Consider the following 22,571-nt stretch of genomic DNA (forward strand, 5'->3'; position numbering starts at 1 on the left):
GGTGATGCTCTGTCGCCGCGCGCGCCCGGTATAACCGCGCGCGCGACATCCGCCATCTTGTCACTACGCCGAACGAGGCTGCGACCTAGCCGGGTGTGCGACGCCGACCACACGCGGACATCCGGATAATGAGTGGTGAATCTCTCGGGAGGGAAGGTGGTCGAGGTGGGGCTCTTCGACTCGCTGCGCAGGCGGGCCAAGGGGGGTCAGCGGGCCGGCACGCTGCGGAAAGCCAGCTCCGAGGACACCCGCCACCTCGAGGAATGGGCCGCCACCCGGCGCGGGGTCGAGGCCTATGTGGAGCCGAAGACGAACGTCACCGACACCACTGTGGTGTTGATCGCCCACGACGGCGAATGGACCCGCCGCCGCATCGGCAGCCTGGAGGCCGCGCAGCAGTTCGGCCACCGCCGGTCCATCCCGGTCTACGAGGTGGCACGCGTCGGCTACCCGAAGCGCATGCGCGAGTACACCGAGCGGAAGAAGCGCGGCCAGGTCTAGGTGGACCGCGACGCGTACCTGGAGGCCGCGGTCCGCGACGTGCTGACCGGCGACGCCGACGCCCGCATCGGCCACGCGGCCCTGCTGCTGGCGGCATCCGGGGCGGCCGCGGACGCCGATCGCCTGGTCCGGCAGTGGCAGGCCCGCACCGGACGGCCGGTCACCGCGCTGGTGCCCTCGGCGGTGGCGGCCCGCGCCTGGGAGATGCTCTTCGAGGCCCGCGGCGAACGTCCGGACTGGGCCGCCGCGCTCCCGCCCCTGGACCTCGACGCCGAGGAACGCGCGCACGTGGCGTACCTCGCCCGGCCGGTCTCGGGGTTCGACGGGACCCCGCTCGCGCCGGTCGCCCAGGTCGTCGCGCCCTCCCGCCCGGACCGGCTCCGCGCCGCGGTCGCCCGCGGTGACCTGCGGGAATGGGCTTCCCTGGCCGGGCGTCAGGCACTCCCGGACGTGGCCTCGCTGGCGGCGTCCCGGACGCTGGCGCCCCGGCTGGCCGCCGGCGCCGACCCGCTCGGCCTGGGGGAGTGGGCGGGCGTCTGCGCGGACGCGCTCGTGGCCGCACTTTTTCGGAGATTTCCGCCGGACACGGGATCGTGGTCCGACCTCGTCGGAGAGATCCTGCGGTTACGCGGGCTGCGCACGGCACCGCCCCCGGCGTCCCCGCGGGCCGTCGACGCCGCCGAGGCCCGGCTGGGCGTCCGGCTGCCGCACCGGGAGTTCCTGCTGACGTGCGACGGGCTGCCCGCCGACGTCGTCTTCCCGCGGCTGCTGGGCACCGCGGAACTGCGGGTCGTCGACGACGTGCTGGTGCTGTCCGACCCGGCGGTGCTGCTGTACGCGCGGGGGCACGTGGTGGAGGTCGACCCGGTGCTCGGCTCGACCGTCCACGACTCGGTGCGGGCGGTGCTGGAGCAGCACCTGCGGCTGCTCCAGCAGAGCGCCTAGCCCAGTGCCTGCTTCGCGCCCGGGTGAGCTGAAAGGCCCTTTCGTCTCGTCCGGTGCGATGAAAGGGACTTTCATCGCGTCAGACGCCAGGAACGTCCCTTTCAGCCCGCGCCGACCCAAGGCGAACGGCCAATTGGTGACCTACTGCCCCCCGACGGGCAGAGCGCAGGCCCGGCGCGGGCGGCCTGGCTCACCTCAGCGTCTTGAATGACTCATTCAGGACCTCCGAAGACCTGAATGAGTCATTCAAGACACCGCACCACCCTCCGACCGCACCCGGGCCACGGTTCCCCGCAAAACGTAGGTCAGCAATAAGGTGGCTCGCCAAGGCCACATGGGATGCTCCAGCAGAGCGCCTAGCCCAGTGCCTGCTTCGCGCCGGGGTGCAGCGGGACCGGGTCGGTCTGCGTGGCCAGCTGCCTGCTGATCTCCTTGGCCGCCGGGTGGACCTTGGCCAGCTCCGCCTGCTTGTCGAAGATCAGCTTCGTGATCGCGCACGCGTTGCCCGCCGGGAAGTCGTTGCGTACCAGCAGGAGGTTGGGGACCACGACCGTCGGCACGTCCGACGGCTGCCCGTAGGCCGCCGCCGGGATCGAGCCCGTGTCGTACACCGGGTTGACCTGCTTCAGCTTCGGCAGCAGCGGGGTGATGTCGAGGAACTTCACCTTGCCCTTGAGTGCCGTGGTGATGTCGGTGATCTGCGCGGTCGGCAGGCCGCCGGACCAGACCAGGCCGTCGAGGGTGCCCGCCTTCATGCCGTCCGCGGTCTTGGCCAGGTCGAGGCGCTGGGCCTGGACGTCGCCGTCCTTGAGGCCCGCCGCCTGCAGCAGGCGGTTCGCGATCACTTCGGTGCCCGACTTCGGCGAGCCGGTCGAGATGCGCTTGCCCTTCATGTCCGCGACGCTGTTGATGCCCGCGTCCGTGCGGACCAGCACCTGCGTCGAGTTCGGGTAGATCCGGGCCAGTGCCTGGACCTTCTGCGGCTTGCCGTCGAAGGCACCCTTGCCGTTGACCGCGTCCGCCGCGGTGTCGGCCAGCGAGAACGCGACGTCGTAGTTGCCCGCGACCAGCTGCTGGATGTTCTGCACCGACGCGCCGGTCTCCGCGGCTGTCGCGCGCAGCTTCGTGTTGCTGCTGATCAGCTGGGCCAGACCGCCGCCCAGCACGTAGTACACGCCGCCGCTGTTGCCGGTGGCGATGGTGATCCGGCCTTCGCCCGCTTCGCAGGACTGTGTCCCGCCGGGCGCGGCCTGGTCGGTCTGCTGCTTCCCGCCGCAGCCGGTGACGGCCAAGGCGAGCACCGCGGCGGCGGCGAGTGCGCGTTTCATGCTGTCCTCCTCTTGATCACGGCATGGGCGAGCAGGCCGGCCACCCCGCACGCGGCGCCGATCGCGATCGGCACCGGCTCCAGGTAGAGCAGGCACAGGGCGGTGGGCACGAACAGCAGCCGCACCGGCAGGCTGACCGGCCCGAAGAGCCAGCCCCCGGTCACCACGGCCAGCGCGGCGACGGCGACCGCGGAGACCGCCGCCACCCACAGCACGGTGAGCGGGTCGGACTCCAGCAGCAGCGCGGCGCCGTTGTCGGTCAGCACGAAGGCGATCGGCACCAGGAACGCCGGAAGCGTGTACTTCCAGCACTGCCACATCGTGCCGAGCACCGAGCCGCCGGTGATCGCCGCCGAGGCCACCGCGGCGAGCGCGGTCGGCGGGGTCACCTCCGACAGCACGGCGTAGTAGAAGATGAACATCGCGCGTTCGGCGTCGGCGACGCCGAGGGTTTCCAGCGCCGGGCCGATCACGACCCAGGCGATGATGAAGCTGGCCGTGACGGGCACCGCGAGCCCCAGCACGCCGACGGCGATCGCCGAGAGCAGCACGGTGAGAACGAGGATCACCGTGCCGTTGTCGGTGAGCGCGCCGGCCAGCTCCACCAGCGCGTCGGCGAGTTCGAGGCCGAGGCCGGTCTTGGTGATGGTCGAGGTGATCACCCCGGCGGCCGCGCACACCGCGATCACCGGCAGCGCCCCGCGCACGCCCGCCGAGAGCGCGTCGACCATGTCCCTGGCCCACCCGCGCACGTCGTGACGCCGGGCGAGCAACGCGAACAGCGCGGCGACGCCGGTGGCGTAGACGACCGCGGCGAACGGCGGGATGTCCAGGGCGAGGAACACGACGATGATCGCCAGCGACAGGAAGTGGTAGCCGCCGGTGCGCAGCAGCCGCCACGGATTCCCGTGCGGGACGTCGACGGCCTCGGCCTTGAACCGCCGCGCGTCGGCCTCCATCGCGAACACGATGCCGAGGTAGTAGAGCAGCGTCGGGACGGTCGCCCAGATCAGCACCTTCAGGTACGACGTCTGCAGGTACTCGGCGATGATGAACGCCGCGGCGCCCAGCGTCGGCGGCGAAAGGATGGCGCCGATCCCGGACGCGGCGAGCAGCCCGCCCGCGTTTTCCCTGGGGTAGCGGGCTTTCTTCAGGATCGGCCAGGTGATCGAGCCGAGGCTGACGGCGGTCGCGGTGCCCGAACCGGAGACCGTGCCGAGCAAGAAGCCGGACAGGACGGTCGTGCGGCCCGGCGCCGTCCGCGACCGGCGGAAGGCGGCGAAGGAGATGTCCACGAAGAACTGGCCGGCCCCGGAGGCGTTGAGCACGGCGCCGTAGAGGGTGAACAGCACGATGTAGCTCGCCGCGACGTCCAGCGGCGTGCCGTAGAAGCCGCTCGCGTCGTTGAAGAGGGCGTTGACGATCTGGCTGAAGTCGATGCCCGCGTGCGCGATGCCCCAGTTCTGCGGGAGGTAGCCGCCGTAGTAGGCGTAGGCCAGGAAGAGCAGGCAGACGATCGGCAGGACCAGCCCGGTGGTGCGCCGGGTCGCTTCGAGGATCAGCAGCAGCAGGAGCGCGCCCGCGACGATGTCGAGCGGGGACAGGATGCCCTGCCGGTTCAGGAAGTCGTCATAACCGACGAGGACGGGATAGAGGCCGACGGCCAGGGCGAGGACGGCGAGCGCCCAGTCGGTCCAGCCCGGGTTGTCCCGCCCGCGCAGCCGCGGGCGGTAGCAGAGGAAGACCAGCGGGAGCGTCACGCCGAGGAAGAGGACCAGGTAGAACTGGTTTCCCTTGGCGAAGGGGAAGAAGACCTGCTTGAGCACCAGCACGGCCACGGCCAGCGCGACGAAGTAGACGACGCGGTCCGGGCCGGGCGACAGCCGGCGCGCGGGCCGTTCTTCGTCGTGCTCGGCGGCGATTTCGGCGGGGGAGGCGCGGTCCACCGGCTCGGTCGTCACCCGGCCACCGTACGGTGTCGCGGATCACATCGAAAGCGACATTTCGATCACCGTGCCCGAACCGGCCTCGAATGCTCCGAAGGCCACCATCACGGCACCGGATGCCGTGATGGTGGCCTTCAGCGGCTTCGGACCTCAGCCGTTGGCGGCGATGTCGGCCAGCACCGCGGCGATCGACCGGACCGGGACGCCCGTGCCGCCCTTGCCGGTGTAGCCCCACGGCGAACCCGTGTTGAACGACGGGCCCGCGATGTCGATGTGGACCCAGTCGAGGCCGTCGGCGACGAACTCGCGCAGGAAGATGCCCGCCGCGAGCATGCCGCCCCAGCGGTGGCCGGTCACGTTGGCCAGGTCGGCCAGGCGCGAGTCGAGGTCGGCGCGCAGTTCCTCCGGCAGCGGCATCGCCCAGCCGTTCTCGCCGGTGGCCTGCATGATCGCCGCGACGCGGTCGCGGAAGTCGTCCGAGCCCATGACGCCGGCCGTGCGGTTGCCGAGCGCGACGACCTGGGCGCCGGTCAGCGTGGACGTCTCGATCAGGTAGTCCGGGTTCTCCTCCGCCGCGCGGACCATCGCGTCGACCAGCACCAGACGGCCCTCGGCGTCGGTGTTGAGCACCTCGACCGTCTTGCCGCCGTACATGGTCAGCACGTCGCCCGGGCGGTACGACGTCCCGGACGGCAGGTTCTCCGCCAGCGGGATGTGCGCGACGACCTCCAGCGGGTACTTCAGCTTCGCCGCCAGCACCACGGACGCGAGCACGCCTGCCGCGCCGGACATGTCCGAGGTCATGTGGTCCATGTTCGCGGCGGGCTTGAGGGAGATGCCGCCGGAGTCGAACGTGATGCCCTTGCCGACCAGCGCGACCTTCTTGGCGGCCTTGGCGGGCTGGTAGGCCAGGCGCAGCAGCCGCGGCGGGCGGGACGAGCCGCCGCCGACGCCGAGGATGCCGCCGAAGCCCTTGCGCTTGAGGGCCTTCTCGTCGAGCACCTCGAACTCGAGGCCGTTGTCCTCGGCGAGCTTCTTCGCGCGGTCGGCGAAGGAGGCCGGGTAGAGGTCGTTCGGCGGGGTGTTGATCAGGTCGCGGGCGATGATGACGGCCTCGGCGATGGCGCCTGCCGCCTTCAGCGTCGCCTTGTGCTCGCGGGCGGTGCCGCCGGCCGGGCTCGCGAAGTCGAGCTTCGCGACCGGGGCGTCGCCCTTCTCGGAGCGGTAGGCGGTGAAGACGTACGAGCCGAGGATCGCGCCCTCGACGGCGGCCTGCAGGTCGAGTTCCGACAGCGTGACGAGCGCGCGGTCGGTGCCTGCCAGCGCGCGGCCTGCGGCGCCCGCGGCGCGGCGGACCTGCTCGGGGGTCACCCCGTCGCCTTCCTTGCCGAGGCCGACGGCGAGCACGACACCCGCGGGGAGCTTGCCCAGGGTCGGGACCTTGACGACCTCTTCGGCCTTGCCGCTCGCGCCGAGCGTGGCCAGCAGGCCGGCGAGTCGGCCGTCGAAGGCGGCGTCCACGGCGGCGGCGCCGGGAGCGAGTACCGGGCCGTCCTCGCCCTGCAGGGTGCCGATGACGACCACGTCGGCGCGCGTCTTGGCCAGTGCCTCCCCGGTGTTGTCGGACAGGGCGAGCTTAGGCACGGTCACTTCTGGCTCCTCGCGCGTTCTCGGTGGTACCGGGCACCGGCCCGGTCGGGATCGTGAGCCATGCTAATGACGACGGAACCGCGGGTGAACACAGGTACGGGGAGGCTGCGTGCGGCTGGGCGGTGGGCTGCTGGTGCTGCTGGCGGCCGCGGCGGCGGGTGCGGGCTGGTGGCTGCTCGCCGCGCTGGTGCTCGCGGCGGTGGCCGCGGGCGTGTCGGCGCGGGTGCCGGAACCGGGGGACTCCCTGGTCGAGCGGGTCGTGGTGGCGGTCGCGCGGCTGGCGGAGGTGACGGTCTACGCGATCGCGTTCGGGGCCTACGTCTTCCCGGCGCACCGCGAGATCGCGGCCGCGGCGTTCGCCGTCGTGGTGACCGGGGCGGGCTTCGCCGGGCTGAAGATCCCGACGATCGTCGTACGTGTCGCGTGTGGACTGCTGCTCGTGGCGGGCCTGGTGCTGGCCGGCGTGTGCGTGGCCGTGCCGCCGGTGGGCCGGGCCGGCGGCCTGGAACTCCCGGGTTTCGCGGGCATCCTGTTCGTGGCGGTGCTGGCGCTGCCGTTCCTGCGGCCCGCCGGGCGCGAGGACGCGGGACGGCGCGTCCTGCTCCTCGGCGCGGTCGCCGTCCTGGCCGGGTTCGCCGCGCTCTACCAGCTCGGCTCGGTGCGGCTCGGGCTGTCGCTCACGTCGCTGCGTGACCTGCTCTCGGCCGCCGACGCCGACGCGCTGCAGCCGCTGCTCACCGTCTTCGCCGTCGTGGCGACCGTGCTGCCCGCGCTCGCCGCCGGGTCCGGCGTCCGCGAGCGCACCGGGACGCCCGGGGTCGCGGGACTGGCCGCCGCCGCGGCCGCCGCGTACTTCCTGCCGGTGCTGCCCGTTCTCCTGGTCGCCGGGCTCGCGACGGTGACCGAGCTGCTACTGGGTGTACGCATGCGCAGGTACAGTGGGACGCGTGACTGATCGACGCTGGCTCCCCGGGCAGACGGTGATCGAACGGTTCCACCGCCCGGACGGCTCGATCGGCCAGGTCCACCCGCTGCGCGTGCTCGCCGACGACGGCCGCGTCCTGCTCGCCTGGCTGCCGGCAGGCACCCCGATCGTCGGCAGCAGGCTCGCCGACGGGCGCTCGCTCGCGGAAGCGCCGCTGCACCAGCGGTTCCGCATCCCGCGCGTGCCGGTCCCGGACTTCTGGCACCGCACGTCCACGCTGCGCCGCATCGCCGACGACGAGTGGTCGTCGGTGTGGTGGTTCTTCGACGCCGCCGGGCAGTTCACGAACTGGTACGTCAACCTCGAGGTCCCGCTGGGCCGGAACCCGGCCGGGGTGGACCGCATCGACGGCGTCCTCGACGTGGTCGTCGATCGGGACGGCACGTGGCGCTGGGACGACGAGGACGAGGCCGAGGTGGCGATCGACGCCGGGCGGCTGACGCGCGAGCAGCTGGACCGGCTGCGTGCCGAGGGCGAGCGGATCGGCGCGCTGGCCGAGCGCGGCGCGTATCCCTTCGACGGCACGGACACCGACTTCCGCCCGGACCCGGGCTGGCCGGCGCCGCAGCTGCCCGCGGGCGCGCTGGCCGGGCTCAGCCCGCCAGCAGGAACAGGGCCAGCGTCAGGAGGGCGTTGAAGGCCGCGAGGTAAATGACGGACTTCGTCGGGAGCACCGGCGGGAACGCCTTGCCGTGGATCTTGCGCCACCACACGACGCCGAAGACGCCGGCGACCAGGCCGAGGAACCCGCCGAAGCCGCTGCCGAGCACGGCCCAGCCGAACATGCCGAGCAGGCCGACGCCGAAGGTCAGCAGCACCGCGGTGACGAACGTCTTGACGTCGGCCGCGCCGGTCCTGGGCCGCGGGGCCGGCTGCGTGGAGTGATAGGTCACGGCGTCATCCTAAAGCCGTCACGGCCCGGGCGCGGGAGTCCCGGAACAGATGGACATCCGACTAACGCGCCTCCGACCAAGCGGTATCGTCTAACCATGACGACCACGACACAGTTCGCCCATGTCCCGCACCCGAGTCCTGCGAGCGCGGACCGTGTCGCGGAAGTACTCGCCAACCCCGGGTTCGGGGTGCACTTCACCGACCACATGGTCACCGTGAAGTGGTCCAAGGCCGACGGCTGGCACGACGCCCAGGTCGGCCCGTACGCCCCGTTCACCCTCGACCCGGCGACGTCGGTGCTGCACTACGGCCAGGCGATCTTCGAAGGGCTCAAGGCCTACCGCCAGCCGGACGGCTCGATCGCGTCCTTCCGCCCGGACGTCAACGCCGCGCGGTTCCGCCAGTCGGCCGAGCGGCTCGCCATGCCGCAGCTGCCCGAGGACGTCTTCGTCGAGTCGCTGCGCGAGCTCATCGCCGTCGACGGCCGGTGGGTGCCCACCCGGCAGGGTGATTCGCTGTACCTGCGGCCGTTCATGATCTCGACGTCCACCGGACTGGGCGTCAACAGCCCGGCCGCCGACTACGTGTACACGGTCATCGCGTCCCCGGCAGGCTCGTACTTCTCGGGCGGGGTCAAGCCGGTCAGCGTCTGGCTGTCCACCGAGTACGTGCGCGCGGCACCCGGCGGCACCGGTGCTGCCAAGTGCGCCGGCAACTACGCGGCGTCGTTCGTGGCGCAGGCGCAGGCCGTCGAAAAGGGCTGTGACCAGGTGGTCTGGCTCGACGCGGTGGAGCGGCGCTGGGTCGAGGAGATGGGCGGGATGAACCTGTTCTTCGTCTTCGGCTCTGGCGAGAACGCCCGGCTGGTGACCCCGGAGCTGACCGGTTCGCTGCTGCCGGGCGTGACCCGCAAGTCGTTGCTGCAGCTGGCTTCCCGGCTCGGCCACAAGGTCGAGGAGCGCCGGATCTCCACCGACGAGTGGGAGAAGGCGGCGGCCTCTGGCGAGCTGACCGAGACGTTCGCCTGCGGCACCGCGGCGGTGATCACCCCGGTCGGCCACGTCAAGCACGCGGGCGGCGAGTTCACCATCGCCGACGGGCAGCCGGGCGAGCTGACGATGAAGCTGCGCGACGAGCTGACCGGCCTCCAGGAGGGCAGCCGCCCCGACCCCGACCACTGGATGATCAAGCTGGGCTGACGCTCACTTCGTGAAGGCCACCATCACGGCGCTGGATGCCGTGATGGTGGCCTTCAGCGCACTCGGGGTCAGGAAACGGGGGCCGGGATGAGCGGGCCGGAAACTCCGGCCTGCTCGTGCGTGGCCGTTTCGGCCAGGACGCGGGCCGCCATCATCAGCAGCGGCAGGGCGGTCACCGCGCCGGTGCCTTCGCCGAGGCGGACGTCCAGCTCCAGCAGCGGGCCGAGGTCGAGGTGTTCGAGGGCGAGGGCGTGTGCCGGTTCCGCGGTCCGCTGGCCCGCGACCCACCAGCGGCGGGCGCCCGGGGCGAGGTCCTCGGCGACCAGCGCCGCCGCGCAGGCGACCAGCCCGTCCAGGACCACCGGGGTCCGCCGGGCCGCGGCCTGGGCGAGGAAGCCCGCCATCGCCGCGATGTCCGCGCCCGCCGTCGTGCGCAGCAGGTCGAGCGGGTCGGCCAGGACCGCACGGGCCCGGCGCAGCGCGTCGCGCACCGCGGCGGCCTTGCGCATCCAGGCGGCGTCGTCGATGCCGGACCCGCGTCCGACGACGGCCACCGGCTCGCTGCCGGTCAGCGCCGCGACGAGCACCGACGCCGGTGTGCTGTTGCCGATCCCGAGGTCGCCGGGGATGAGCAGGTCGGCGCCGCCGTCGACCTCCGCGTCGGCGATCGCGATGCCCGCCCGGACCGCGGCCTTCGCCTCGGCGGCGGTGAGCGCGTCCTCGACGTCGATGGAGCCGGAGCCGCGGCGGACCTTGAACTCGCCGATCGAGCGGGTCGCCGGGGCCTCGGTGTCCACGGCCAGGTCGACCACCCGGACGCTCGCACCCGCGGCGGCGGCCAGCACGTTGATCGCGGCGCCGCCGGTCAGCATCGTGCCCAGCAGCTGCGCGGTGACCTCGGGCGGATAGGCCGAGACGCCCTTCGCGGCGATGCCGTGGTCGCCGGCGAACACGACGACGCGGGGCCGCGTGAACGGCCGCGGCGGCGACTGCCCCTGGCAGGCGGCGATCCAGACACCCAGCTCTTCCAGCCGTCCCAGCGACCCGGCGGGCTTGACCAGCTTGTCGTGCAGGGCGATCGCCGCGGACCGGGCGTGGTCGTCGGGCGGGGTGATCTCGGGGAACTCGATGTCGTCCGGCTCCACACCAGTGCCTTTCACCGCTTTTGGGGGTTCCGGGTGGCGGAGCCCCCGGCCCGGGGCGGAGCCCCGGTTTCAACACTGCAACACTGCACGGCAACGCTGTGGCCAACTTACCGGGCGAGGGTGCCGGGTAGTCTCGCGGCTCGTGGAGACGACGGCGGCCGCGGTGGTGCTGGCCAGCGGCGCGGGCACCCGCGTCGGCGCGAAGCTGAACAAGGTCTACCTGCCGCTGGCCGGGCGCCGCGTGGTCGCCTGGTCGCTGGACGCCTTCCGGCGCGTCCCGGGCATCGGGGTGCTCGTGCTGGTCATCCGGCCGCAGGACCGGGAACTGGCCGAGGAGGTGGCCGGCGGCGACATCGAGATCGTGCACGGCGGCGACACGCGGCAGGCCTCGGAGCTGAACGCCCTGCGCCACCTCGCGCCGCGCATAACAGAAGGCCGGGTCGACGCCGTGCTGTTGCACGACGCCGCCCGGCCGCTGGTCCACCCCGAGCTGATCGGCACGGTGCTGACCCGGACACGCGAGGACGGGGGGGCTGTGCCGGGCCTGGCCGCCGACGACGTCGTCGGGGTGGATGCCGGGCACCTGGTCGCCCAGGTGCCCGGCGCGATCCGCGTCCAGACGCCTCAGGGCTTCCGGGCCGGACCGCTGCTCGAGGCCTACGAACAGGCCGAGCGCGAAGGTTTCCTGGGGACGGACACTTCCTCGTGCATGGAGCGGTTCTCCTCCCTGCCGATCCGGTGGGTCCCGGGTGCTCCCGAGAACCTCAAGATCACCTATCCCCACGACCTGGTGGCCGCGGAACGGCTGCTCGCCCGCTAGGCGCAGGCGGGCGGCCCGCTGTCGTCGTCTCCTTCGGTCGTCTGCGTGGTGCTGGTCGGCCGGATCGTCACGTCCCGCCGCAGCTCGGGCGGGATGTGGCAGCCCGGCTGCGGGCGCAGTGCCTGCAGCGGCGCGCCCGGGGTGCCGGGCTCGGCCAGGGTGAGCACCGCCCGCAGCGTCCACACCGGGGTGGCGTGGTACTGCCAGGTGACCACCCGCGGGGCGAACACGTCGGTGCCGGGGAAGGTCGGCACGCGGTAGGCGCTGGCCCGGTGCTCGTCGCGGAGGATGATGACGTCCGCGCAGGTCGGCCACCGGTGCACGGCCGCGTAGAGCTCCGGTGCTTCGCGGCCGCCGAACAGGTGCAGCACCCACTTGCGGCGCCGGAGTTCCTCGAGGAGTTCCTCGAGGCCCTGGCCGCTGGAGCCGGTGTGCGGTGTGGGCGGGGACACACTTTCGAGGGTAACTTGCGTACTAGAGCACAGTCCAGCGCGTGTACTAGTACACCTGGGTGGTTCTGAACAGGGCTTTGTGGGAGACACCCTGGCGTGCTAGAACACTTGTGCGTCCGTTCCTGTGAGGAGCCGCCTTGCCCACCCTCGACCGTCCTGAGCCGCCGTACCTGCAGATCGCGGGCCGGATCCGGGAAGACATCCTGTCCGGCCGGCTGCAGGAGGGCGACGCGGTGCCCTCCGCCCGCGAGATCGCCCGCACCTGGACCGTCGCGATGGCGACGGCGACCAAGGTGCTGGCCACGCTCCGCTCGCAGGGCCTCGTGCGCCCGGTGCGCGGCGTCGGCACGGTCGTCGACCGTGGCGGCCTGCACCGCACGGCCCGCGACCGCAGCGTGGCGTCCGCCCGCACGGGCCGGATCTACCCGCCGGGCCACTACGCGGTGATCCGGTCGGCCGGGCTCGAACCGGCGTCCGAACGCGCCGCGGCGGCGCTCGGCATCGACGAGGGTGCCCCGGCGATCCGGCGGCAGCGCACCACCTACGGGCCGGACTCGCAGCCGCTGTCGACGTCGACGTCGTGGTTCGACGGCGCGCTGTCGGCCAAGGCGCCCGCCCTGCTGGTGGCCGAGCGGATCGTCGAGGGCACCGCGGCCCACGCGGCGGCCCGGCTGGGCACGAAGATCGTCACGACACAGGAACGGCACGCGGCGGGCCGCGCGGGCGAGGAGGAGGCGGCCGAGCTGGGGCTGCCGGAAGGGTCGCCGGTGCTGCTGGGCCGGAGCACCTTCCTGGCGGCCGACGGCACGGTCGTCGAGTACGGTGAGTCCGCCGCCCTGCCCGACCACTGGGTTTTCTACGAGTACACAACCGAGGACGGCGAATGAAGCACATCCACGCGGGCAAGGTCCGTGACCTGTACGAACTCGACGGCGGGGACATCCTGCTGGTCGCGTCCGACCGGGTTTCGGTCTACGACGTCTCGCTGCCGACGCCGATCCCGGACAAGGGCAAGCTGCTCACCCAGCTGTCCGCGTGGTGGTTCGAGCGCATGGCCGACGTCGTCCCGAACCACGTCGTGTCGACCACCGACGTGCCGGAGCAGTTCGCCGGCCGGGCGATGCGCTGCAAGCCGCTGAAGATGGTCAAGGTCGAGTGCATCGCGCGCGGCTACCTCGCCGGGCTCGGCCTGCGCGAATACCGGCGCGACGGCAAGATCTCCGGCGTCGCGCTGCCGCCGGGCCTGGTCGAGGGCGACAAGCTGCCCGAGCCGATCTTCACGCCGACGACGAAGGAGTCCGACACCGGGCACGACGAGTTCATGACCTTCGACGAGGTCCTGAACGAGATCGGCGAGGACACCGCGAAGCGGCTGCGCGAGCTGACCCTGGAGATCTACACCAAGGGCGCCGAGCACGCGGCGAAGCAAGGGGTCATCATCGCGGACACGAAGCTGGAGTTCGGCTTCGACGCCGACGGCGTGCTGACCCTCGGCGACGAGGTCCTGACCTCGGATTCCTCGCGTTTCTGGCCGGCCGACGAGTGGGAGCCGGGCCGTCCGCAGCACGCGTTCGACAAGCAGTTCGTCCGCGACTGGTCCCTGACGACCGGCTGGGACAAGACCCCGCCCGGCCCGGAGATCCCGGCCGAGGTCGTCGAGCAGACGCGGCAGCGCTACACCGAGGTCTACGAGCGGATCACGGGGAAGACCTGGGTCCGTGGGTGAGTACGACCCGTACCGGCTGATCGACGAGGTCGAGACGCTGCTGGTCGCGCACGGCCTCACGCCGTCGCGGCTGCCCGGGCGGGGAGGCGACCGGCTCGCCGGGGCCAGCCGCCTCCTGCGCGGGTTCGGGCTGGAGCCCCGGCTGTCCCCGGAACACGCCCTCGACCTCGACGTGCCGTTCCAGGGCCGGATCAACCAGGACTGACAGCCGCGACACTTGCACCCGGCCCCGGCTCGTCAGGGGCTCTTGGTCAGGCTGGGGTCGCGCTCGACGACGTCGCCGAGGACCTCGTCGATGGCGGTCATCAGGTCGGCGTCGAGCTTCTTGCCCGCGGCCTGGACGTTGTCGTGCACCTGCTCGGGCCGTGAGGCGCCGATGATCGCCGAGGCGACGTTCGGGTTCTGCAGCACCCACGCGACGGCGAGCTGGGCCATCGTCAGGCCCGCCTCCTTGGCCAGCGGTTCCAGCTTGGCGACGCGCTCGAGGACGGTCTCGTCGAGGAAGCGGGCGACCATGTTCGCGCCGCCCTTGCCGTCGGTGGCGCGCGAGCCCTCGGGGTAGGCCTGGCCGGGCTTGTACTTGCCGGTGAGCACGCCCTGCGCGATCGGCGACCAGACGATCTGGCTCAGCCCCTCGCGCTCGGAGGCCGGGATGACCTGGTCCTCGATGACGCGCCAGAGCATGTTGTACTGCGGCTGGTTGGAGACGAACGGGATCTTCAGCTCGCGGGCCAGCGCGGCACCCCGGGCGATCTGCTCGGCCGTCCACTCCGAGACGCCGACGTAGAGCACCTTGCCCTGCCGCACGAGGTCGGCGAAGGCGAGCATGGTCTCTTCGAGCGGCACGGTCCGGTCGAACCGGTGCGCCTGGTAGAGGTCGACGTAGTCGGTGCCGAGCCGCTTCAGGGACGCGTGCGCCGACTCCATGACGTGCTTGCGGGACAGGCCCTTGTCGTTGGGGCCCTTAGGCCCGGTCGGCCAGTAGACCTTGGTGAAGATCTCCAGGCTCTCCCGCCGCTGCCCCTTCAGGCCGCGCCCGAGCACGGACTCGGCGGCGGTGTTGGCGTAGGCGTCGGCGGTGTCGAAGGTGGTGATGCCGGCGTCGAGTGCGGCCTGGATGCAGGCGTGGGCCTGGTCCTCCTCGACCTGGGAACCGTGGGTGAGCCAGTTCCCGTACGAGATCTCACTGACGTTGAGGCCGCTGCGGCCGAGACGACGAAACTCCATGGTCGCGAGCTTAGGCGGAAATCGTTCGCCTTGCTAACGATCTGGACGTGACTCCGGCCTCGCCGCGGCTTCTCCGGAACCGCTCAGTTCGGGATCGGGTCGCCCGGCTTGAGCCGCGGCTTGGGGACCCGCAGCTTCCGGATCTGGGAGGCCCGCACGAACGCGTACCAGCCGATCGACCGGCCGTTCACCGTCTCCTTCGGGAACCGCTCCCGCACCAGCTTCGCGATCTTGCGGCCGTTGACGAAGCCCTCGATCGCCATCACCAGCAGCATCGCCGTGCACAGCAGCGTGATGTACGACTGCACCTGGGGCAGCGGCACCAGCAGCGCCAGGAACACCACGATCGCCAGCGGCATGAACAGCCCCAGCAGGTTGCGGCGGGTGTCGACCAGGTCGCGGACGTACGCCTTGACCGGCCCGCGGTCGCGCGGGAGCAGGTACTTGTCGTCGCCCGCCATCATGCGGTCGCGGCGGAGCTTGGCCGCCGCGCGGCGGTCTTCCTTGCTCTGCGGGTTGGCCTTGCGCAGTTCCTTGTTGCGCTTCATCGCCTCGCGCATCGTGGTGGGCGGGGGCGCCACCGGGCCGCGCCGCTTCGCCTCCGCGTCACGACGCTTCGGCGTGGCCTTGCCCTTACCGGGCGTGTAGGCCTTGCCGCCGACGTCGACGGCTTCCGTCTTCTCCGGCTCTTCGGCGGCGGTGTCTGTGGTGCTTCGGCGCAGGAACCTCACCTCACCAGGGTATTGCAGGCGTCACGCCGCCGTTCACCAGGTCGATCCATGTGCGACCATGGTGGGGGAACAGATCGGACGCCCCGGGTGTTGAACAGCTCAGCACGAGGAGTATCCGCAGCGAGTTCGAACCTAAGAGGGAGTGCCATGACGACCGCTGAGCACGCCGGCGCGACGCAGGCCGAGACCGCCGAGGAGACCCACGGCGTCACGTTGACCGACGCCGCGGCCGCCAAGGCGAAGGCCCTGCTCGAGCAGGAGGGCCGCGACGACATGCACCTGCGCATCGCCGTCCAGCCCGGTGGCTGCGCGGGCCTGCGCTACCAGCTGTTCTTCGACGAGCGCACGCTCGACGGTGACCTGTTCCGCGACTTCGACGGCCTCAAGGTCGCCGTGGACCGGATGAGCGCGCCGTACGTGACCGACGCCGTCATCGACTTCGTGGACACGATCGAGAAGCAGGGCTTCACGATCGACAACCCGAACGCCACCGGCTCCTGCGCCTGCGGCGACTCGTTCCACTGAGCCACAACAGCACGTAAGAAGGCCCCGCCTCCCGGATCGGAGGGCGGGGCCTTCTCGCGTGCTGCGGAAAATTACACGTACGCGTCGAGGTCCGCGACCTGGGCCTGGCACGCGTCGTCGACCTGCCACGGCTTGGCCGTGACGCGGGGGAGCGGCAGGCTTTCGGCCTGGAGCGTCGCCGGGATGAGCGCACAGTCGGCGATCAGCTCGGACAGGGTCTCGGGTTCGGTGACGGCGTTCACGATTCGTAACGCTATTGATCCGCGCTCGACTGGAGAAGGAGTACCAGCCGGTAGTGTCGGCTGGGCGTGCGCGAACTACCCGGATGGGTCATGACCCGGGGGTAACTTCGCGCCTTTTGCCGTGAGGTCGAGCACAAAGGAGCAGCCGGTGGCAGACAAAGCCAGGATCGCGGTGTCCGGCAGTATCGCGACCGACCACCTCATGCATTTCCCCGGCCGGTTCGCCGAGCAGCTGGTCGCCGAGCAGCTGCACCGGGTGTCCCTGAGCTTCCTCGCCGACGACCTGGTGGTCCGGCGCGGCGGCATCGGCGCGAACATCGCCTTCGGCCTCGGGGTGCTCGGCGTGCAGCCGGTCCTCGTGGGTGCGGTCGGCGCCGACTTCGCCGACTACCGCTCCTGGCTGGAGCGGCACGGGGTGGACACCTCGGGGGTGCACGTGTCGGAGGTCGCGCACACCGCGCGGTTCGTCTGCACCACCGACGAGGACCTCTGCCAGATCGCGACGTTCTACGCCGGCGCGATGGCCGAGTCCCGCAACATCGAGCTGCAGCCGATCGCCGAGCGCGCCGGCGCGCTGAGCCTGGTGCTGATCAGCCCGGACGACCCGGAGGGCATGATCCGCCACGCCGAGGAGTGCCGCCAGCGCGGCTACGCCTTCGCCGTCGACCCGTCGCAGCAGCTGGCCCGGATGACCGGCGAGCAGGCCCGCGCGTTCATCGCCGGCGCGGAGTACCTGTTCAGCAACGACTACGAGTGGGAACTGCTGCTGCAGAAGACCGGCTGGACCGAGGCCGACGTCCTCGCCCAGGTCGGCATGCGGATCACGACGCTGGGGGAGAAGGGCGTCGAGATCGTCGGCAAGGACGGCCTCGCCCTGCAGATCGGCGCGGTGCCCGAGCGCGCGAAGGCGGACCCGACGGGCGTCGGCGACGGCTTCCGCGCGGGCTTCCTCGCGGGCCTCGACGGCGGCCTCGGCGTCGAGCGCGCCGCCCAGCTCGGCTCGCTCATCGCGGTACTGGTGCTGGAAACGGTCGGCACGCAGGAGTGGACGTTCGACCGCGCGGAGGCCTTGGCCCGCATCGGCGACGCCTTCGGCCCGGACGCCGCCGACGAGATCGCCGCGGTCCTGCCCGCCGCCTGACGCTCCCGCCGGGGGGGGGGGGGGGGGGGGGGGGGGGGGTGGGGGGGGGAGTGCACCCCCCCCCCCCGGGCGCCCCCCCCCCCCCCCCCGGCGCCGCCCGCCCCCCCCCCCCCCCCCCCGGGGGGGGGCCCCGCTCCTGTCTGTGTCGTCCCTTCAATCACGAGTGTCGACTCCTCGATCACGCGAGTTGACTCTCCGATCACCCCGGCACCCCGTTCCGTCCGTGCTTGGCGGGACGACACGCGTGATTGAACGGACGACACGCGTGATTGGAGGGACGACACGGCGAAGGCCGCCTTCCCCGGGCGGGGGAAGGCGGCCTTGTGGAGCGGAGATTCAGTCGAGACGCATCGAGCCCCGGGCCATCCGGATCGACTCCTCGACCGCTTCCGTGCCGCGGCGGACCACGTCGGCCTGGTACACCGCCAGCCCCTCCGAAAGGAGGCCGGGCGAGACGAGAGCCCGGCACAGCGCCGCGGCGTCCTGGGCCGCGACGTTCGCGCCCGCGCCGCCCGACAGCGGCATTGTGTGGACCGCGTCGCCGAGCGGGACCACCGGTCCCTGGCCCCACGGCCGCACCGGGGTCGAAGCCCGCAACGCCAGCGCGTACGTCTCCGACGGCTCCACGTGCTCGAACAGCCCGTGCAGGTCCGGGTGCCAGCCCGCGGTCCGGTTGAGCAGCACCTCCCGCAGCGCGTCGCCCGGCAGGCCGAACAGCACGTCGTCGGGGATGCCGAGGTCGTCGCGGTGCATGTTGAACACCGCCATGTAGTAGTCCTCCGCCGCCACACCCGGCCGGAACTCCATCGGCAGCAACCCGAAACTGACATCCGCGCTGACGACCGAGGTGAACCGGTCCCGCATGAACTCCGGCAGCCCGCCCTTGATCGCCGGCACCATCGGGATCCGCGAGACGATCGCCCGGACACCCAGATCCCGCGGCTCGTCGCCCGGCCGCCAGGCCGCCCGCACCGCCGAGTCCGTCCCGTCCGCCGCGACCAGGACGTCACCGGAGTCGGACGTCCCGTCGCGGAACCGCACCCGCACCCCGCCCGAAGACGTGAGCGCCACCTCGGCGAACTCCTTGCCGTACTGGACGCAGTCGAGGCCGGTCAGCAGCACCTCGCGCAGGGTCCGGTGGTCGACGGCGTCGACGCGGTCGAGGTTGCCGTCGTCGACGTCGTTGTGCTCCCACTGCTGGACCAGCTGCTCGTCGTAGGCCGCCATGCCCTTCGTGTACCGCATCGACGTCGCCACCAGCGCGTCGAACACCGGCGCGGGCAGGCAGTCCCGGAACGCCTGCTCGCCGTCGGGGATGATCCGCAGCCGGTGACGGCGGGCCGGGGACGCGTCGCGCTCGTACACCACGACGTCGACGCCCGCCTGCCGCAGCCCGTGCGCCAGGCACAGCCCGCCGATCCCGGCCCCGACGACGAGAACGCGCCGCGTCACCGGACACCCGGCCCGGTGTACGCGCCGATGCTCGGGTTCACCCGCGGCACCGGGTAGCCGAAGAAGTCCCGCACACCGCCGTTCGGCGCGCCTGCCGACAGCGCGGGCGAACCGGTGCGCAACCGGTAGTCCCGGCCCGGCGCCGCGAAGCGCGGGTCGCCGACGACGGCGTGCGTGTCACCGGCCGGGACGCCGATGATGTTCTGGTACAGGTTGTGGTCGTAGACGCCGTACGGGTCGCTGAACTGCGAGCCGCCCGCGCGGCCGACGAAGATGTTGTCGGTGAACTCCAGCGCGTTGGTCGTGTAGTTCATCAGCATCCGCTCGGCGTTCGGCGCGTGGATCGTGTTGCCGTACACCTGCATGTGCCCGGTCTCCAGGCAGATCACCGTGATGACGCCGATCGGCGACGTCCCGCCGGAGAAGTCCGGGTAGTAGCCGTTGGAGAAATCGTTGTCGCTGATGTTGTAGCGGATCGTCGTGCGGTCCGTCGGCCGGCCGGCGTCGGCGCAGACCACCAGCATGCCGCCCTGGTTCTCGTGGCTGAAGTTGTGCTCGAACACGGTGTCGAGGTTCGCGTGCTCGGTCATGAACGCCGCCGAGGGCAGCGGGCCGGAACCGTGGCCGTAGGAGACTTCGTTGTAGCGGAACACCGTGCCGTCGGAGTTGAACGCGCTCAGCGCGGCGGTGTAGGACGGCGCCCGCTCGGCCCAGCCGCGGAAGACGTTGCCCTCGACGACCGCGTTGGTCGCGTTGTAGACGCCGACCGCGTCGCCGCCGATGTCCTCGCCGTAGTTGCCGGCGATGCGCACCCGGGTCAGCGCGACGTAGGTGGTGCCGCGGCCGTCGGGGTACTGCGCCCGCCGCTCCCAGTCCGACGAGGTCGCGATGCCCTGCCGGTCGACGTGCTTCAGCGTGTTGCGCTCGACGGCGATGTCGTCGAACCCGCTCGGCGTCGTCGTGCCGCCCGCCTTGAACACGATGCCGCCGCTGACGGTCGGCGTGTGCGGGTTGCGGCAGTCGCAGCCGTTGACGTCGTGGACGTCGACGCCCGAGACGACGATGTGGTGCGCGATGCCGAAGTCCTCCAGCAGGACGTAGACGCCGATGCGCAGCTCGGATTCCCCGGGCGGCGGGCCCTGGTCGGTCAGGTCGAGGTCGCGCAGCTCCCAGCCTTCGACGTTGTGCAGCAGCACCGCGGCGAGCGCGCCGCCGGCGTCGATCCCCGGCTTGGCGCCGGTCCCGTAGCCGCCGGTGGTGATCGGCCGGTCGGGCGTGCCGGACCCCTTCGGCGCGAACGTCCCGGCACAGCGGGTCCCGCGCTTGAAGACGATCCGGCTGCCGGGCGCGAACACCACGGAGTTCACCTTGGCCAGTGTCTTCCACGCCTGCGTGGCGCCGAGCCCGGACGCGGCGTCGCTGCCGCCGGCACAGTCGACGTAGTACTGGGTCCCCCGGCGGTCCGTGGTGCCGGCGAGCGCGGCCGGGGTGCTGACCCCGACGGCGGTCAGCGCCGCGACGGCGAGGGTGAGTCTGCGAATCCACGCAGCGGTCATCGGGATTCCCTTCCTGGTGGCGGCGGGGTCCCCCGGATGGTCGTCACGCGTGCTCGGGCACCACTCGGGACGACCTGGAATCGCGGCGCGCGTCAGCCGCGTTCGAGCCGGGTTGGATCGGCCGCTGCCACGGTGAGGGGACCCCTGACCCAGCAGAAGGCGGGAACTGATGAAGAGTCTTTCCGAGGACGCCATCCACCGGCAGGGCGGAGACCTGCGTGGCCTCGCCGGTGACACGTACCTCGACCTCGGCACCTGCGTCAACCGGTACGGGCCGCCGTCGGCGGTGCGGGTCGCGCTGCGGGAGCTGGACGTCCAGCGGCTGCGCGCCCACCCGTACGAGGCCGACTCGCTGTTCCGGGCCACGTACGCGAACTACCTGTCGGTGGACCCCGAGCTGCTGGTGTCCGGGCGCGGGATCACCGAGTTCATCCGGCTGCTGGCGCGGCTGCTGCCGCCGTCCGAAGTGGCCGTGGTGACCCCGGACTACACCGACAGCATCCGCTGGTTCACCAACCACCTGCCGCCGTCCGGCGACGCGATCGACACGGTCGCGACGCGGCTGGCGCGGATCGCCGAGGGCATGGCGCGCTACCGCTACGTCGTGCTGTCCAATCCGAACAACCCGCTCGGCCTGCACATCCCGCCTGCGGACCTGGCCGAGGTGTGCCGCGCGAACCCGTCGTCGACGCTGATCGTGGACGAGGCGTACGTCGACTTCCTCGGCGGCGGGCGGCGGCAGTCGATGGCGTGGGCCGGACTGTCCAATGTGGTCGTCCTGTCGTCGCCGAACAAGCTGTTCGGCATCGCGGGCGCCCGCACCGGGGCGATGTGGACGGCGAACGAGCAGCTGCGCACCGCGGTCGCGGCACAGCGGCTCAACTGGCCGCTGTCCTATGTGGACTCGGTGGTGGCGATCGCCGCCCTGCGCGAGACCGGCTGGGCCGAGCGGACGCTGGCCCGGCTGCTGGCCAACGCGGAGGCGATGGAGGGCCTGCTGGCCCGTCGCTACGAGGGCGTGGTCCGCGGGGCGCCGGTGCACTACCGGTTCGTCGCCTCGGCGGACCCGCAGCGCGACTACGACGAGCTGGTCGCCGCGGGCGTGGTGGTCCGCGTCTTCGGCGACGACCAGGCGGGCCGGGTCCCCGGCCTGCGCATCACGGCCCCGACGGACGACGAGTTCCCGCTGCTGGCCGCGGCGCTGGCCGGTTAGGAGCCCGGGTGCCGGGGCGTGCCCAGTACCGCCCCGGCACTCGTCCCACGCCGGACCGGCTGAAAGGGACTTTCCTGGCGTCTGGCGCGATGAAAGTCCCTTTCGCTGCACCAGGTGAGACGAACGTCCCTTTCAGCCCATGGGTCAAGTCACGAAGGCACGCAGCAGCACAGCCGTGCTTTCGACGTGCTCGGCCATCGCCGCGCGCGCCGCCGCGGGGTCGCCCGCCAGGATCGCCTCCAGGATCCGCGCATGCTGGACATCCGACCGTTCGCGGTTGCAGCGGGTCAGCGGGATGTCGTCGAGCAGCGCGGTGATCCGCATCCGGACGTCCGCGACGACCCCGGTCAGCGATCCGGACGTGGTCACCTCCGCGATCGCCAGGTGCAGCCGGGAGTCCCGGCGCCGGTAGTCGGCCGGTTCCGCGTCGGCGGCTTCGGCGAACGCGCCGGTCAGGTGCTGCCGGGCCGCCGAACTCAGCCGCCGCGCCGCGGCCAGCTCCGCCGCGCCCGGCTCGACCGCCCGCCGCAGGCGCAGGAGGTCGTCCAGCTCGGCCGCGCCGAGCCGCTCGGCCCGGCGCGGGCTCGGCAGGTCCCGGACGACGAACGTGCCGCCGTACCGGCCGCGCCGCGACTCGACGTACCCCGCGGCCGCCAGCTCACGCAGCGCCTCCCGCAGGGTCACCCGGCTGACCGACAACCGTTGTGACAGCTCACGTTCCGGTGGCAGGCGGGTGCCCGCCCCGACGACGCCGAGCCGGACCAGCTGCAGCAGCCGGTCCAGGGTCTCCTGGACCGCCCGGCCCGTCCGCACCGGCCGGAACACCGCGTCGAACTCCGGCGCGTTCACGACTCCCCTCCCCGTCACAGCTGGAACACGCGGTCTGCCGCAGG

24 protein-coding genes are annotated in these 22,571 nt (G+C 72.0%); 12 read left to right on the plus strand and 12 right to left on the minus strand.

The window, feature by feature from the left end:
- The first annotated feature begins 156 nt into the window (after positions 1-156).
- Together ABJI51_RS41770 and ABJI51_RS41775 are read left to right on the plus strand one after the other, a co-directional pair.
- Positions 157-501, plus strand: coding sequence for an oxidoreductase (locus ABJI51_RS41770; protein WP_348956744.1), 345 nt, complete (start codon positions 157-159; stop codon positions 499-501).
- Positions 502-1,446, plus strand: coding sequence for an SMI1/KNR4 family protein (locus ABJI51_RS41775; protein ID WP_348956745.1), 945 nt, complete (start codon positions 502-504; stop codon positions 1,444-1,446).
- A gap of 356 nt (positions 1,447-1,802) precedes the next feature.
- Here the strand turns inward: ABJI51_RS41775 and ABJI51_RS41780 are convergent, their stop codons facing one another.
- The 3 genes from ABJI51_RS41780 to ABJI51_RS41790 all read right to left on the minus strand — a co-directional run bounded on the left by ABJI51_RS41780 (position 1,803) and on the right by ABJI51_RS41790 (position 6,370).
- Positions 1,803-2,774, minus strand: coding sequence for a TAXI family TRAP transporter solute-binding subunit (locus ABJI51_RS41780; RefSeq protein WP_348956746.1), 972 nt, complete (start codon positions 2,772-2,774; stop codon positions 1,803-1,805).
- Positions 2,771-4,735 carry a TRAP transporter permease gene (locus tag ABJI51_RS41785; protein WP_348956747.1) on the minus strand — a complete coding sequence of 655 codons (1,965 nt, stop codon included), beginning with the start codon at positions 4,733-4,735 and terminating at the stop codon, positions 2,771-2,773. Before ABJI51_RS41785 ends, ABJI51_RS41780 begins: the two co-directional genes overlap by 4 nt.
- Before the next feature lie 135 nt (positions 4,736-4,870).
- Positions 4,871-6,370, minus strand: a complete 1,500-nt coding sequence (locus ABJI51_RS41790; protein WP_348956748.1) for a leucyl aminopeptidase — start codon at positions 6,368-6,370, stop codon at positions 4,871-4,873.
- Between the two features lie 109 nt (positions 6,371-6,479).
- Here ABJI51_RS41790 and ABJI51_RS41795 point away from each other — a divergent pair, with 109 nt between their 5' ends.
- Together ABJI51_RS41795 and ABJI51_RS41800 are read left to right on the plus strand one after the other, a co-directional pair.
- Positions 6,480-7,325 carry a hypothetical protein gene (locus ABJI51_RS41795; RefSeq protein WP_348956749.1) on the plus strand — a complete coding sequence of 282 codons (846 nt, stop codon included), beginning with the start codon at positions 6,480-6,482 and terminating at the stop codon, positions 7,323-7,325.
- Positions 7,318-7,992: a DUF402 domain-containing protein gene (locus tag ABJI51_RS41800; RefSeq protein ID WP_348956750.1), complete on the plus strand. Its 675-nt coding sequence runs from the start codon at positions 7,318-7,320 to the stop codon at positions 7,990-7,992. Before ABJI51_RS41795 ends, ABJI51_RS41800 begins: the two co-directional genes overlap by 8 nt.
- Here the strand turns inward: ABJI51_RS41800 and ABJI51_RS41805 are convergent.
- On the minus strand, positions 7,949-8,248 hold the full coding sequence (locus ABJI51_RS41805) for a hypothetical protein (RefSeq protein WP_348956751.1): 300 nt from the start codon (positions 8,246-8,248) through the stop codon (positions 7,949-7,951). The genes ABJI51_RS41800 and ABJI51_RS41805 overlap by 44 nt on opposite strands.
- A gap of 96 nt (positions 8,249-8,344) precedes the next feature.
- Here ABJI51_RS41805 and ABJI51_RS41810 point away from each other — a divergent pair, with 96 nt between their 5' ends.
- On the plus strand, positions 8,345-9,448 hold the full coding sequence (locus ABJI51_RS41810) for a branched-chain amino acid aminotransferase (RefSeq protein ID WP_348956752.1): 1,104 nt from the start codon (positions 8,345-8,347) through the stop codon (positions 9,446-9,448).
- 68 nt (positions 9,449-9,516) lie between these two features.
- Here ABJI51_RS41810 and cobT read toward each other — a convergent pair whose 3' ends face one another.
- Positions 9,517-10,593, minus strand: coding sequence for a nicotinate-nucleotide--dimethylbenzimidazole phosphoribosyltransferase (cobT, locus tag ABJI51_RS41815; RefSeq protein ID WP_348956753.1), 1,077 nt, complete (start codon positions 10,591-10,593; stop codon positions 9,517-9,519).
- Between the two features lie 142 nt (positions 10,594-10,735).
- Here cobT and ABJI51_RS41820 point away from each other — a divergent pair, with 142 nt between their 5' ends.
- Positions 10,736-11,413, plus strand: a complete 678-nt coding sequence (locus ABJI51_RS41820) for an IspD/TarI family cytidylyltransferase (protein WP_348956754.1) — start codon at positions 10,736-10,738, stop codon at positions 11,411-11,413.
- Here ABJI51_RS41820 and ABJI51_RS41825 read toward each other — a convergent pair.
- Positions 11,410-11,865, minus strand: coding sequence for a hypothetical protein (locus tag ABJI51_RS41825; RefSeq protein ID WP_348956755.1), 456 nt, complete (start codon positions 11,863-11,865; stop codon positions 11,410-11,412). The two genes, ABJI51_RS41820 and ABJI51_RS41825, sit on opposite strands and share 4 nt — an antisense overlap.
- Positions 11,866-12,002: 137 nt before the next feature.
- Here ABJI51_RS41825 and ABJI51_RS41830 point away from each other — a divergent pair, with 137 nt between their 5' ends.
- The 3 genes from ABJI51_RS41830 to ABJI51_RS41840 are packed head-to-tail and all read left to right on the plus strand — an operon-like array spanning position 12,003 to position 13,796.
- Positions 12,003-12,752 carry a GntR family transcriptional regulator gene (locus tag ABJI51_RS41830; protein ID WP_348956756.1) on the plus strand — a complete coding sequence of 250 codons (750 nt, stop codon included), beginning with the start codon at positions 12,003-12,005 and terminating at the stop codon, positions 12,750-12,752.
- Positions 12,749-13,591: a phosphoribosylaminoimidazolesuccinocarboxamide synthase gene (locus ABJI51_RS41835; protein WP_348956757.1), complete on the plus strand. Its 843-nt coding sequence runs from the start codon at positions 12,749-12,751 to the stop codon at positions 13,589-13,591. The genes ABJI51_RS41830 and ABJI51_RS41835 overlap by 4 nt, the downstream gene beginning before the upstream one ends.
- Positions 13,584-13,796 carry a hypothetical protein gene (locus ABJI51_RS41840; protein ID WP_348956758.1) on the plus strand — a complete coding sequence of 71 codons (213 nt, stop codon included), beginning with the start codon at positions 13,584-13,586 and terminating at the stop codon, positions 13,794-13,796. Before ABJI51_RS41835 ends, ABJI51_RS41840 begins: the two co-directional genes overlap by 8 nt.
- 32 nt (positions 13,797-13,828) lie before the next feature.
- On the opposite strand, the gene ABJI51_RS41845 is transcribed toward ABJI51_RS41840, so the two are convergent.
- Positions 13,829-14,818, minus strand: a complete 990-nt coding sequence (locus ABJI51_RS41845) for an aldo/keto reductase family protein (RefSeq protein WP_348956759.1) — start codon at positions 14,816-14,818, stop codon at positions 13,829-13,831.
- An 83-nt stretch (positions 14,819-14,901) separates the two neighbouring features.
- The gene (locus tag ABJI51_RS41850; protein WP_348956760.1) at positions 14,902-15,549 is read right to left on the minus strand and encodes a DUF3043 domain-containing protein; all 648 of its coding nucleotides are present in this window, start codon (positions 15,547-15,549) and stop codon (positions 14,902-14,904) included.
- Between the two features lie 147 nt (positions 15,550-15,696).
- Here ABJI51_RS41850 and ABJI51_RS41855 point away from each other — a divergent pair, with 147 nt between their 5' ends.
- Complete coding sequence (locus tag ABJI51_RS41855; RefSeq protein ID WP_348956761.1) at positions 15,697-16,074, plus strand: HesB/IscA family protein; 378 nt, start codon at positions 15,697-15,699, stop codon at positions 16,072-16,074.
- Between the two features lie 71 nt (positions 16,075-16,145).
- Here ABJI51_RS41855 and ABJI51_RS41860 read toward each other — a convergent pair whose 3' ends face one another.
- The gene (locus tag ABJI51_RS41860) at positions 16,146-16,316 is read right to left on the minus strand and encodes a hypothetical protein (RefSeq protein ID WP_348956762.1); all 171 of its coding nucleotides are present in this window, start codon (positions 16,314-16,316) and stop codon (positions 16,146-16,148) included.
- A 148-nt stretch (positions 16,317-16,464) separates the two neighbouring features.
- Here ABJI51_RS41860 and ABJI51_RS41865 point away from each other — a divergent pair, with 148 nt between their 5' ends.
- The gene (locus ABJI51_RS41865; protein ID WP_348956763.1) at positions 16,465-17,457 is read left to right on the plus strand and encodes a carbohydrate kinase family protein; all 993 of its coding nucleotides are present in this window, start codon (positions 16,465-16,467) and stop codon (positions 17,455-17,457) included.
- A gap of 336 nt (positions 17,458-17,793) precedes the next feature.
- Here the strand turns inward: ABJI51_RS41865 and ABJI51_RS41870 are convergent, their stop codons facing one another.
- Positions 17,794-18,909, minus strand: a complete 1,116-nt coding sequence (locus ABJI51_RS41870) for an FAD-dependent oxidoreductase (protein WP_348956764.1) — start codon at positions 18,907-18,909, stop codon at positions 17,794-17,796.
- Positions 18,906-20,465: a right-handed parallel beta-helix repeat-containing protein gene (locus ABJI51_RS41875; protein WP_348956765.1), complete on the minus strand. Its 1,560-nt coding sequence runs from the start codon at positions 20,463-20,465 to the stop codon at positions 18,906-18,908. The genes ABJI51_RS41870 and ABJI51_RS41875 overlap by 4 nt, the downstream gene beginning before the upstream one ends.
- 169 nt (positions 20,466-20,634) lie before the next feature.
- On the opposite strand from ABJI51_RS41875, the gene ABJI51_RS41880 reads away from it, so the two are divergent.
- Positions 20,635-21,678 carry an aminotransferase class I/II-fold pyridoxal phosphate-dependent enzyme gene (locus tag ABJI51_RS41880; RefSeq protein ID WP_348956766.1) on the plus strand — a complete coding sequence of 348 codons (1,044 nt, stop codon included), beginning with the start codon at positions 20,635-20,637 and terminating at the stop codon, positions 21,676-21,678.
- Between the two features lie 144 nt (positions 21,679-21,822).
- Here ABJI51_RS41880 and ABJI51_RS41885 read toward each other — a convergent pair whose 3' ends face one another.
- On the minus strand, positions 21,823-22,527 hold the full coding sequence (locus tag ABJI51_RS41885) for a FadR/GntR family transcriptional regulator (RefSeq protein WP_348956767.1): 705 nt from the start codon (positions 22,525-22,527) through the stop codon (positions 21,823-21,825).
- Positions 22,528-22,571 lie beyond the last annotated feature (44 nt).

Origin of the sequence: Amycolatopsis melonis (assembly GCF_040064235.1) — a bacterium.
GTDB lineage: Bacteria > Actinomycetota > Actinomycetes > Mycobacteriales > Pseudonocardiaceae > Amycolatopsis > Amycolatopsis melonis.